Below are 12,984 nucleotides of genomic sequence, written 5' to 3'. Positions count from 1 at the left end.
GGGATTTTGCCGCTCACGTAAGCTAGCTTTACTCGTCCCGATGTTCCCACCTGGATTCGGCGCAGAGATGTCGCACCTTACTCGCCGGCTGTCTCGACGTACGTGGCATGGCGCCGCGCTTGCGCTGCTGTTCGTTGCCGCCGGATCCCTGGCGATTCCGCTACCGGAATCCGCGAACGAGACCCGGAGCGTCCGGTCCATCCGTGTGACGGACCGCCACGGGCAACTCCTGCGTGAGGTCCGTCCGGAGGGCCGCGGAATCCCGACCGAGTTGAACCTGCTCCCTTCCTCTGTGCCACAGGCTGTTGTGGCGACTGAGGATCGTTTCTTTTATCGTCACCCTGGCGTGGATCTCGTCGCAGCGGCTCGTGCGGCAACGCAGCTCGTTCGTTCCGGGCGCGTCGTCAGTGGCGCATCGACCATCACCATGCAGGTGGCCCGGCTGATACGCGGGCGGTCCGGACCGCGCTGGCTGGACAAGCTCGCCGAGGTACATCTCGCGCTTCGGCTGGAGCTGCGCATGACCAAGGAGGAGATCCTCACGCTCTGGCTAAATCGGGCATACTTCGGAAGCCAGGCCTACGGAATTGAGGCGGCCGCACGAACGTACTTCGGCAAGCATGCGGAAGACCTTGCGGTGGCCGAAGGCGCGCTTCTCGTCGGACTCGCGCAGAGTCCCAGTATGTATGATCCCTTTCGGAGACCGGATCTCGCCCTGCAACGCAGGGATTACGTTCTGGCCGCGATGGAGCGGTCTGGCATCCTGACCGGGGCGGAGAGACAGCAGCAGACGTCATTGCCTGTCGACCTCTCTCATGAGACTCGAATCTTCGATGCCCCACATCTCGTAGAACGCGTTGCCGCCGGCGAGCTCGCCTCACCAACCCCGCCTCTCGAGATCCGGACTACAATCGATCGCGGGCTGCAGCGGGATGCTACTGCTCTCGCCCGGGCCCACCTCGCGACACTTGAGGACATGAAAGCCGGCAACGCTGCGATCCTCGTGGTCGACAACGTATCGGGGGATGTTCTGGCCTACGTCGGTAATCCGGAATTCTGGGACGAGCAGGCCGAAGGCCAGAACGATGGTGTGCAGATGCTGCGCCAGCCGGGTAGCGCGCTCAAACCATTCACGTATGGGCACGCACTGCGATCACGCGGCTACACGGCCGCGTCAATCCTGGCTGACGTCGAGACACCCGTGCTGGAGGCGGGGGGTGCATTCTCGCCCGCGAACTACGACCGCCGATTTCACGGACCCGTGCCCCTTCGGACGGCACTCGCCTCCAGCTACAACGTACCGGCGGTACGGCTGGCCAGACAGTTCGGGCCCGAGGCATTGCTGGTGACGCTGCACGATGCCGGATTCGAATCCCTCACCCGACCGGCTCGCAGGTACGGCGTCGGACTCACGCTGGGGAATGGTGAGGTCAGTCTCGAGGAGCTGGCGCAAGCGTACGCCGGACTCGCGGGCGGCGGTGTGGCTCAATCGCTTCGCTTCAAACTCTCCCGTCAGACGGCGATTGGCGAAATCCATCAGATTCCGTCGCGTGCTGAGTCGATCGGCTTTGGCGAAGGCGTCGCCTACATCCTGTCCGACATTCTGAGTGATCCGCGCGCGCGAGAACCCGCATTCGGCCGCGGCGGACCGCTAGAACTGCCGTTCCCGTGCGCCGTCAAGACGGGTACGTCGAAGAACTACCGCGACAACTGGGCGGTCGGGTATACACCGAAGCATACGGTTGCCGTCTGGGTGGGTAATTTTGATGGGGCGCCGATGCGGACGGTGGCCGGCGTGAGCGGGGCCGGCACTCTGCTGAAATCCGTGTTCTTAGTTCTCGGTCCGGGCGGCGCGTTCGAGATGCCAACGTCGGTTACGCAGGAGGTCATCTGCCCGGTAAGCGGCGAGAGGCCGTCGCGGATCTGTCCCACGCGTCGTAGCGAGATCTTTCTTCGTGGAACCGAGCCGCGTGACACGTGCGACGTCCACCAGCGGTTTGTCCTTGACGTGCGAAACGGAACGCTTGCGGGGTCTGAGACTCCGATCGAATTCATCACAGAACAAGTGTTTGAAGTACAACCACCAATCTTCCGCGAGTGGATGCGGGAGCAGGGACGGCCGCTCCCACCCGGGATCGAGGGGGCGAAACGAGCTAGAGGGACGGCTGAACATTTCGCGGAAGCAGAGACGGCGCGGCGTACAGAAGTCGAACCCATCGAGGCGGTGGGCGAGACGTACGGTCGGATGGAGGATCACGTGCACGGCCGCCACACGCGCGCCAATACAGAAAGCTCCGAGATTGTTGTCGCTCAGGGGTATGCCAACGATCGCGTCGCCGCCGACGGTACGCAGACCAGTTCAACAGACCGCCTACTGATCTCCTATCCGGAATCGGGAATGGTCTTCCAGATGGACGCCGTCCTTCGGAAGAAGTATCAGCGATTCGAGCCACGCGGGAGCGCTGCACAGGACCTGACGAACGTCGAATGGTGGCTTGATGGTGACCGGTTCGATCAGCCGTTTGACAGTGCGCAAATCCCGCTGGAGCCGGGCCGGCACGTCCTCCAGATTCGTGCACGAGACCGTCACGGACGGTTGTTCAACAGCAGGGAAGTCGTTTTCGTGGTGCTCGGACTCGAGCCCATCGCCAGCGCCACCGGTGCGCGATCGGCGCCACCGGTGCACAAGATTTCAACCGAGAGGTTGCCAGAATGAACGGACTTGACTGTGGATCAACTGACCAATCTCCAATGCTCGCGCGTACGCGTCCAGCCTCCGTCCTTGTAGCGGTTGTCCTGATGCTCATGATGTCGGGGTGTCGCTCGGCCCCCGAGGACGGACCCGTCGACGTGACCGTGGAAACCGTTTCCGTCGAAGCCCCGGCTGTCACCGAATCCTTTGTGCCCACACTGGCAGGTCCGCTTCGGGCCCTCAGCCTCACGCCGCGCGGAACGCTGCTGCAGATGCCCGGTCGTCCCGTTCTCACCGTGACGTTCAGCCAACCCATGGTTCCGCTCGGAGAGGCGCCCGACGTGTCGCCGGGATTCTTCGAGATCGAACCACCCGTCTCTGGCTCGGCTCGATGGGAGGGGAGTCAGACGGTTGTCTTCGAACCGTCGGAGCCTCTCGTTCCGGCAACCGCGTACCGCGTCACAGTGGCCGGCTCGACTCCGGTCGTCGCGATCAGCGGAGACCCGCTTGTCGAGTCTATCTCGTGGACCTTCGAGACGCCACGACCGCGGCTTCTTCGCACGGTCCCGATCGAACGATCGTCCGACTTCGGTCCGGCGGATTCGCTAAAGCTCTTCTTCAACCAGCCCGTGAGAGCGATAGATGTGGCCGGCATGGTATCGCTTCGGCGATCGTCTGGAGGCCGCGTCGTCGAATCCAGGTTCATCACGCTGAACGACAGCACGTTCGCGCTCAAGCCGAGTCATGCTCTCAGTCTCGAGATGGAGTATGTCCTAAATGTCGACGAAGGAATTCCCGGCAAGGTCGGTGCACTCGGTTCCGCGTCACCGGTCGAAATCAAGTTCTCGACCTACGCGCCGCTCCGGTTGACGGACCTGTCCCAGCAGGATCGGTACCGGACGATACGCAAGGATCCGTTCTCCCCATCGGCGGGCCTGAGAATCTTTTTCTCGACACCGGTGAGGTTTGAGGATCTGCGGAAGGCCATCTCGTTCGAACCCGAGATCGAGTGGCCGGTCGGGATCGAAGTGCGCGACGCCAACACCTCGAAGGTGCACGACATCGGGATCTTGTTTGCTCCCAACACCGCCTACACATTGACCATTCGAAACCTCGAAGACGCCTATGGCCAGAGGTTGGAGATGGTCAGGAGGCGGTTTCGGACCGGTGCGTACCGCCCCAGTGTGTACATGCCGCGCGGGACGCTGGTCATAGAGGCCGAACAAGCAGCGGCGATCCCGGTCGACGCGACAAATATGGATTACGTGGATGTGGATGTGCAGCGGCTCGGTATAAACGAGGTCATTCCTGCACTGGCCGTCTACGACTACGGACGATTTTATGGTCTTCAGACCGACGTCAGGGTGCCCGAGACCCTGGTTCGGATGTCACTCGAACAGTCGAAGGACGGAGGTGCGACGGTGCCACTTCGGCTCGACTCGCTCCTCACCGATGGGACGGGTCTGGTCGGGGTCCGGGTTACGGCACGGCAGGCCGGCGATTCGGAGTTTCGCGCACTTGCGCAAGTGACGAGACTCGGCGTTACCGCGAAGTTCAGTCCCCACGCCAACCTCGTCTTCGTGACGGAGCTCCGTACTGGCGCGGCCGTCCCCGATGCGCGAGTGCACATACGCAACTCGAATAACGAGGTGCTCTGGACGGGCATGACCGGTGAAGACGGACAGGTCCGCACACCCGGGTGGGCGGCGCTGGGCGTCGAGAGCGACGACGAGTGGCGGCGGCCCGTTCAGTTCGTGTTCGTCGAGAAAGACGCCGACATCGCGTTCACCACGAGCGAGCACGACGAGGGTCTGGAGCCCTACCGCTTCGGCATCTGGTATCACTGGCGGCCTCCGAACGTGAACTACGCAGGCAGCGTCTTCTCGGATCGAGGTCTGTACCGCGTGGGCGAGACCGCTCATATCAAGGGTATCCTCCGGCAAATGACGGACGCCGATTGGGAGCCCGTTACGGACTCCGTGCGCGTTGTTCTGTTGTCGCCACGGGATGAGGTGGAATTCGATCGGCTCTACAAGCCGAGCGCGCTCGGCACGTTCGATCTCAACTATGCGGTGCCGACGTCCTCGGATCAGGGTTTCTTCCGCATCGTCGTTGCCCGCCGTGACTCGACGCCTGCTCAGGAGCTTGAATGGAGCCAGCGCTCGAGCATGGCGAGAGGCAGTTTCCGCGTGGATGCGTTCCGTACCGCGACGTTCTCTGTGGAGGCGCGGGCGTCGGCGGAGACGTACGTGGCGGGCGACTTTTTCGAAGGAACCGTAACGGGCCGCTACCTCTTTGGTGCGGCCATGGGCGGCCAGCCGGTGCGCTACTTCTTGTCGCGCGCGCGCGGATACCATCGGCCGCCGGGCTTCGACGGATACCAGTTCGGCCAGTCCTACGATTGGCGCAACCCCAATGCCGGCGTCTCCGGTCTTCTTGCGCGGGCGGACACCGTGTTGGGAGATGACGGGACCATCGATCTACGCGCGGCACTCGCGGGCAACGACCTCGGCATGCCGACGCGCCTGACGTTTGAGGCGACCGTCACGGATCCTGCCAGGCAGGAGATGTCTGGTCGTTCGATCCTGACGCTCCATGCGGGCCTCTTCTATATCGGGATCAAGCCGCAGACCACCTTTCTCGATCTGAGGGACAACCGTTCCATCACGGCCGATTTCGTGGCGGTCGATCCGGGTGGCGGCTTTGCGGGATCGCAGGAGTTGCATGTGCAGCTCATCCGGCGGCAGTGGTTGAGTGTTCGCGAGGTGGGTGCGGATGGCCGTCTGCGATGGAGAAGCGAAGTCGAGGAGGAGGTGGTGGCCGAGAGGGTGATCCAGACGCGCGCGGGCAGCGCCCAGCGCGTGCGCTTTCCGGTCGAGGCAGGCGGCAGCTACCTGATCCGGGCGGACGGACAGGACCTTAGAGGAAATGTGGTGCGGACCGACGCGTACTTCTACGCCACGGGCCGCGGCTATGTGGCGTGGCAGCGTGCCGACGATGATCGCATTGAACTCGTCGCCGATCGGGACGGCTATCGGCCGGGAGAGACGGCGCGCATCATGGTCCAGTCGCCGTTCGAGGAGGCGACCGCGCTGATTACGGTCGAGCGGGAGGGGATTATCTCGAGCAGCGTCGTAACGCTCGAGGGCAGTGCGCCGCAGATTGAGATACCGCTGGGTCAGGAGCACATGCCGAATGCATTCGTCAGTGTGATCCTGTTGCACGGTCGCTCGGCACCGCCCACGACGCACCAGGATACCGGGGCGCCGGCATTCAAGGTGGGATACGTGAACCTGCGCGTGGATCCGGGTGAGCGGCACCTGGCCGTCGAGGTGCTTCCGAATGCCGAGCAGTACCTGCCGGGCGAGGAGGTGACGGTTCAACTTCGGCTCAAAAACTCCGAAGGTGATGGAGTGCCGGGCGAGATTGTGTTCAGCGCGGCGGACGCCGGTGTGCTCAACCTCATCGCGTACAAGTTGCCCGATCCGTTCGACGCGTTCTATGGGCCGCGAAGTCTCCACGTGTCCACGAGCGAGGCACGAGCCAATCTAGTGAGGCAACGCAACTACGGTCAGAAGGAGGAGGACCGCGGCGGCGGGGGCGGCGATGCGGACTATCTCCTTCGAACGGATTTCCGGCCGAACGCGCACTGGGCGCCGACCGTGCAGACGGACACACGAGGACGGGCCGAAGTGACGTTCCGCCTTCCGGAAAGCTTGACGACGTTCCGGTTGATGGCGGCGGCGCTATCGCATGGCAACGAATTCGGGGCGAGCTCGACCGACATCGTCGTGACGCAGCCGCTCGTGATGCAGCCGGCACTGCCGCGGTTCGCACGGATCGGCGATGAACTGGAGGCGGGGGTCCTGGTGACCAACACGACTGGCGAGGACGGCGAGGTTGTGGTTTCGGCGGAAACGGATGGGCTGCAGTTAGATGGGGCGACTAGAAAGACCGTCTTTCTGGAGAATGGGGGTACGAAGGAGGTGCGTTTTCGCTGGGGCGTTCCAGCTGTTGGCGATAATTCGGTAACGTTCAGTGCGAGGCTGGGCGCCGAGACTGATGCGCTACAAACGTCGATCCCCGTGATGCTGCCGACCACGCGCAAGGTGTCGGCGACGCTTGCATCCACCGAGGACATCGCGACGGAGCTCTTGCGGCTTCCTGGCAGCCGACTGGCCGAGCTCGACCGCTTCTCAGTCAATGTGTCGAGCACGGCACTTGCGGGACTCGAGGGCGCCGTCAATTACCTGTTCAAATACCCGTACGGTTGTCTCGAGCAGCGTACATCCAGGATACGACCGCTGCTGCTGGCCGAGGACTTGATCGAAGCGTTCGGCATCGAGACAGTGGGCGGACGGCGCGACGAGTTGATTCAAGAATGGTTCGCCGAGATAGAAGAGTACTGGAGCGGTCAGGGATTCACGTTCTGGCGGGGCGGGCGAGTGTCGCACGCATACCTGTCGGCGTACGTTCTGCTCGCGCTGGCGGAGGCGGCCGATGCCGGGTATGCCATGCCCGAGCCCCTGACCAGTGAGTCCGTGCGGTGGATGGAGTCTCGCGTGCGTGCCAAGAGCAATAAGCCGCCGTTCTACAATGCAGATGCGTGGACGACATCTCGCGCCTTCATCCTCTATGTGCTGGCGAGGCATGGGCGTGTGCTCCGGACCGAGATCGATGAGCTGGCTACGGCGCTGCCGACGACGCAGACGTACGCGAACGCGGAGGCGGCAGCGCATTTGTTGCGGGCGGTGGAGCTGTCGAAGGAGCCGGCGCTGCAACGGCATCGCGGTCCATTGCTCGACCTGCTCGAGCGGCAGATCCGTGTCGAGCAGACTTTCGCGTATCTGGATGTGCCCGTGGATCCCGAGTACGGGTGGATCTATCCGAGTTCAGTCAGGGCGACGGCACACGGGGTGATCGCGCTGTCGGAGTCGGGTGACGATCCGGAGAGATTGCAGCTGGTCCAACGTATGGTGCGCTTCCTCATCCGGAGCCGGCAGAGCGGATGGTGGCGTTCGACGCAGGACAACGCCGTCGTGGTGGATGCCTTGAAGACGTTCTATCGGCGGTTCGAAGAGGAGGAGCCGGACTTCACGGCTCAAGTGCTGATGGCCGGTGAGGAAATCCTGAGCGAGACGTTTCGAGGACGCTCACTGGGTGCGGTGTCGCGGGATGTCGGGCTGGAGAAGTTTGCCGCGCTCGAGACGGTTCCGGTCGAGATTGCTGCGACCGGCACGGGTCGGCTGTACTACGACCTGATGATCGAGACGTACTCGACCGAGCCTCAGCAGGCGCTCAGCAGTGGGCTTCAGGTGGAGAGGAGGATTCAGCGGATCGACGATGGAGGTCAGGCGATCGGGCGAGCGTTTGTGACGGGCGGGCGGGATGTGACGCTTCAGGCCGGCGAGATGGTGCTGGTATCATTGACGGTGACGAGTCCGTCGGATCGGAACTACGTCGTCGTCGACGATGCGTTGCCGGCCGGGCTGGAGGCGCTGAACACCTCGTTCGTGACGTCGGACCGCGTCGCCACGCAGGCGACCGGTTCGGACCGATGGTGGGGCTCCTTCAACCACACCGAGATTCGCGACGACCGGGTGCTCCTTTTCGCTGATTACCTGACGCGCGGCGAGCATCGGTATTCGTATGTGGCTCGCGCGACGACGCCGGGGAGTTTTGTTCATCCACCGGTGCAGGCCGAGCTGATGTATAATCCTGAGGTGCGGGGGAGGAATGCTACGGGGCGGTTGGTGGTGGAGGTGGAGGGAGATAAGGAGGCCGGGCGGTAGGGTTCACGTCATTCCGAGCTTGTCGAGTTGAGGCGACATCGGCCTCGCATGGATCCCGGGTCAAGGCCCCCGCCTTCCGCCGCCTTCCCCCGCCTTCCCACGCCTTCCCCCGCCTACGCGGGGGCGGAGCGCGGGGGCAGAGCGCAAGGGCAGGCCCGGGATGACAGGAGTAGTGTTGTACCCACGAAGGCGGGACGCGTGGACTTCTTCGTCATGCCCGCGCTCTGCGCTTGCACCTGCCTTGGAGGGCAAAACCCCTACAGTTCTCGGTTTCTTCACCGATACCTGCAGCGTTCAGTCCGAGTGATTTTTGCAGGCAAGAAAGCCGCCACGAGACCATGAAAAGACTCCTTTCGATGTTCTCGTTGGTGTTCGTCCTCGCCGCGCCGTCCCTGGCGCAGGAGCGCACGTTATCCGTGTACGGCTATTTCGATCTCGAATACGAAGTCGGCAACGAAAACGACGCAGCCCGTAGAGGATCGTTCGACCAGCACCACTTCAACGTCATCACGTCGTACGTCCTCGACGATCACTTCCGAGTGCTCGGCGAAATCGAGTGGGAGCACGGCACGGAGCTCGCCGTGGGCGAAGGAGCGGGTGAGGTCAAACTCGTTCGTGCGTGGGCCGAGTATCGTCACGCCGACGGGTTAAAAATTCGTGTCGGCAAGTTCCTTCCGCCCTACGGTATCTACAATCTGCGGCACGACGCCACGCCGACGTTTCTGTCAACGTTCCTTCCGAGCTCTATCTACGGTAACCATCTGAATCCGCTTGGCGAAGAGCAGCGATTCTACAGCAAGCATGCCACCGGTATCCAGGTACTGGGGTCCGTTCCCGTTCGGGACTGGCGTGTGGGGTACGCAGCGTACGTGTCCAACGGTCGCGGCGAGACACCGTTCGAAAGCGATGGCAATTCCAACAAGGGCCTGGGCGGACGGCTTACCGTCCTGCTGCCGAAGCGTGTCGCGGAGATAGGAACATCCTTCTATACCGACCGGAACGGGACGGCAGCCGACACGCGCCAGACCTTTGTGGGATTTGACGCGAACATAGATATCGCCGGGTTCAACATCTCCGGGGAAACGACCCTGGGTCGACTGGAAACGGTGACCGGCACCATGCAGCCTTCGGGCTCATTCCAGAATTCCCTCGGTGCCTATGGCCAGCTTGCGTACACGCTGTACGATCGGGTGACGCCTTTTGCGCGGTACGATTTTTTCGATCCGAACACCGGTACATCCGACGACGGCGAGTACCACGTCACCACCGGCGTCAACTTTTCGGTTACGCCACGCGTGTACCTGAAAGCGGAGGTGCACTCGGTGGGATTTCAGCAGGCGGGCATAGACAGCTACCGTCTCTTCGTGGCGTCAATCGCCGTTGCGTTTTAGTGCCCGCATGAAGTACATCCTGAATACCACAGTGAAGAGTCTTTCTCGCGTGAGTGGATCGACGGTCCTTGCCGCGATACTGCTCGCGAGTATCGCCGCATCGCCGGGCGCGAGTGCACAGATAGCCGTGATCGGCAATACCGAAGACGGCACGACCGATCTAACGATGCTCGAATTGCAGCAGGTGTATGCCGGTCAGTCCGGCCGTTTCACCTCCATCTGCATTCAGAGATCGCTCAGCGACGCGTTCTTTGGCGTCGTTCTCGACAGGACAGACCACGCAATCCGCAAGCACTGGATCAAGCTGCTGCTGTCGGGTCAGGTGCCGCAGGGACCGGTAGGACTACGCACGGATGAGGAGGTGATCGACTACGTCCGAAGCCATACGGGAGCTATCGGATTCGTATCCGCAGCAAGCGTGACGGACGATGTCCGTCTGATTCAGATCGACGGCCGCCGACCCGGGCAGGCAGGCTACGCCATCAACAGCCGCTAGCTCGATATCAGACCAATGAGGTCACTGCGATTCAAGTTTGCCGCCGGCGCCGGTCTGCTGCTCGTCGGCATACTGATGTTCGTGGTCATGTACTTCCCGAGGCAGCAGCGGGCTCAGCATCTGAAAGCGTTCGAGAGCGAATTGAGCCTGCTGACCGAGACGCTGGCGCTAACGGTCGGAATGGGGCTCGACGATTACGACTACTCCAGCATGAAGCTGGCTTTCGACTTCGCCAAGCGTGATCCGAACCTGGAGTACATCATTGTAACGGATGCGGATCGGGACGTCATAGGCAAATATCCGGAAGATGCGACGTACGACCTGTCCGTTCTTGAGCAGGGACTCATCGAAGAAGAGACGCGGGTCATTCATTCGTCGCCGATCATGATCGACGAGAAGATCCAGGGATTTGTCTCGGTCGCCAAGTCGCTCCACGAAGTGAACAAAGCCACGGCTGCGAGCAAGCGCGATACTCTCTGGCTGGGGTTCCTTATTCTCAGCATCGGACTGGTCATTGTGTTTGTGATTACGTCTACGGTGACACGGCCGCTGAATGATCTTTCAATCGCGGCGAAGCACATCTCACTCGGTAATTATGCGACGCGCGTTGAAGTCCGGTCCCGTGACGAGACGGGAGTACTTGCGGGTTACTTCAACGAAATGGCCGATGCGATCCAGCGCGGTCATGATGAACTTGAGCAACGCGTTCGCGAACGGACGGAAGCCCTGTCCGAGACCAACGCGGCTCTTAAGCAAAATGCCGAGGGTCTGGCGCAGGCGAAGAGTGCACTGGAGGAGCAGACTCGCGAGCTGACCGTCGCCGTCCGGAGCCTGCGAATCGCGCGCGATGCCGCCGACGCATCGGAGCGTCTGAAGTCGGCAATTCTCAACAACATGAGTCACGAGTTTCGTACGCCACTGACATCGATCCTCGGCTTTGCCGAAACGCTTGAAAAGGAAGTCGCCGACGAGCATCGCGGTTTTATGACGCTCATCGTAAAGAACGGTCGCCGGTTGACCGAGACACTAAACGCCGTGCTTGATCTGGCTTCCATCGAATCGAGGACGCTGGCTGTCGGATCGCAGCCGATCCGTGTCAGTGATGCTGTCGAAGCCGCAATCGCTTCGCTGCGCCCGTTCGCACGTGAGAAAGGCGTGGCGCTTCGAGCCGAACTCAACTGCAGGATGGCCTGTGCCGTCGCAGACGAGACGGCGCTCGATCAGGTGCTGCACCAGCTCATTCACAACGCGATAAAGTTCACCGAGAAAGGTGAGGTCGTAGTAGAAGTGCGGCGGGAGAAACGTGAAGTGGTGATCGACGTCAAGGACACGGGTATTGGCATCGCCAGGACATTCATGACGCGATTGTTTGAACCGTTTGCGCAAGAGTCGGAAGGACTGAACCGCGCACACGAGGGGAGCGGACTCGGGCTGACGCTCGTGTCGCGTCTCGTGCAACTGATGGGTGGCAGCGTGCGCGCCGTCAGCGAGAAGGGTTCGGGGACGACGTTTCGCGTTCGGCTGGTCCGCGCGGAGGAAGACGAAGAGCGGCTGGACCGGGAGGCGAAGCGTGGACGGAGCGCGGAGCGGGCGATATCGGAGCGGACTGACGAGAAGCCGGTCCCGAAAGGCTACTGGCCCGACGTCTACAGGAAGACGAGTTGACCGGGCCGGACTGAGGTCTGGAGATCCGACGGTCCTTGCCGTTCGCCGTCAACCGCGTTCTCGGGGTCCAGCACATGGCGTCGCGGGCGTAAGGACTAGGGCTCCACGCGATTCAAATCCCAGTCGTACTGATGGCCATCGATGCGCGGATTCGCTCGAATGGCTGCCTTGAGTTCATCGTTCGCGTACGGGATCAGGTGCTCGATCACTCCCTCCGCGCTGTCGCCAAAATCTTCCCGAAACCATTTGTAAATTTTGGAGATACGAAGGCCCTTTTTTGTGACCGTGACTCCGCGCGGATGATTCACGTATGCCCGGGCCCCGGAGTTGAGGTCCTCTTCGAGTGTCGCGGCTTCCCATGCCCGTGTGCCCAGGTTCGGACATCCGATCGATGCGCAGTTGAGCGCGTAGTGTACACGCGGGTCGTTGAACGTAGCGCGCAGGATGTCATGCTCGATGTTGTCGAGCGACAGGCGTTTGCCCTCTACCGTCACGCGCTTCGCACCCCACGGACCGAAGGCAAACGGATGGGGGCGGATCTGCCGGATGGAGCGACTCGGATTCTCTATGAGAATGAGCCGGACGGTGACGGCGTTGTAGAGGTTGGCCCAGAAGGCGAAGCGCTCGGCGCGGGGCAAGGTTGAGACTGCGGTCGCTTCGAGTCCGGCGATGTAGTCGTCGAGCGCCTTGCGGTCGTCGGGGTAGGATCGCCAGCGGTCGTAATCGACCAGGTTCAGGCCGTCGGACGATGGAATCACATAATCGGCGAGCAGCGTGCTGAAGGCGGCGTGATCCTGGGCGGTGAGGGGTTCGGGCATCGCGAGTGTGGCGAGGATGATGACGAGCGTGGCAGAGCGCATGAGGTTAGCGTCGGAGATGATGTTGGGGTGGCGTGATGAGAATCTCGTGCGGGTCGATTAGTGCGGAACCGGGTGCAGTTGTCAGGTG

General features: G+C 62.1%; 6 protein-coding genes. 5 read left to right on the top strand and 1 reads right to left on the bottom strand.

Annotated features, from left to right (window positions below):
• Window positions 1-67: 67 nt before the first annotated feature.
• The 5 genes from pbpC (at window position 68) to HKN37_01705 (ending at window position 12,036) form a co-directional block, all read left to right on the top strand.
• A complete protein-coding gene (gene pbpC, locus HKN37_01725) occupies window positions 68-2,716 on the top strand; it encodes a penicillin-binding protein 1C (protein NNE45357.1) in 2,649 nt (882 codons plus the stop codon).
• A 35-nt stretch (window positions 2,717-2,751) separates the two neighbouring features.
• Window positions 2,752-8,484: a hypothetical protein gene (locus HKN37_01720; GenBank protein NNE45356.1), complete on the top strand. Its 5,733-nt coding sequence runs from the start codon at window positions 2,752-2,754 to the stop codon at window positions 8,482-8,484.
• A 338-nt stretch (window positions 8,485-8,822) separates the two neighbouring features.
• Entirely contained in the window at window positions 8,823-9,875 is a 1,053-nt protein-coding gene (locus HKN37_01715; protein ID NNE45355.1) for a hypothetical protein, read from the top strand.
• A 7-nt stretch (window positions 9,876-9,882) separates the two neighbouring features.
• The gene (locus tag HKN37_01710) at window positions 9,883-10,371 is read left to right on the top strand and encodes a hypothetical protein (GenBank protein ID NNE45354.1); all 489 of its coding nucleotides are present in this window, start codon (window positions 9,883-9,885) and stop codon (window positions 10,369-10,371) included.
• Window positions 10,372-10,386: 15 nt separating this feature from the next.
• Window positions 10,387-12,036: a HAMP domain-containing protein gene (locus HKN37_01705; protein ID NNE45353.1), complete on the top strand. Its 1,650-nt coding sequence runs from the start codon at window positions 10,387-10,389 to the stop codon at window positions 12,034-12,036.
• Window positions 12,037-12,131: 95 nt separating this feature from the next.
• Here the strand turns inward: HKN37_01705 and HKN37_01700 are convergent, their stop codons facing one another.
• Window positions 12,132-12,896, bottom strand: coding sequence for a DUF547 domain-containing protein (locus tag HKN37_01700; protein NNE45352.1), 765 nt, complete (start codon window positions 12,894-12,896; stop codon window positions 12,132-12,134).
• Between the last annotated feature and the right edge of the window lie 88 nt (window positions 12,897-12,984).

The sequence above is a fragment of the Rhodothermales bacterium genome (assembly GCA_013002345.1).
Lineage (GTDB): Bacteria > Bacteroidota > Rhodothermia > Rhodothermales > JABDKH01 > JABDKH01.
The sequence above is the reverse complement of the archived record's forward strand: the minus strand, read 5'-3'. Positions and strand labels throughout refer to the sequence as shown.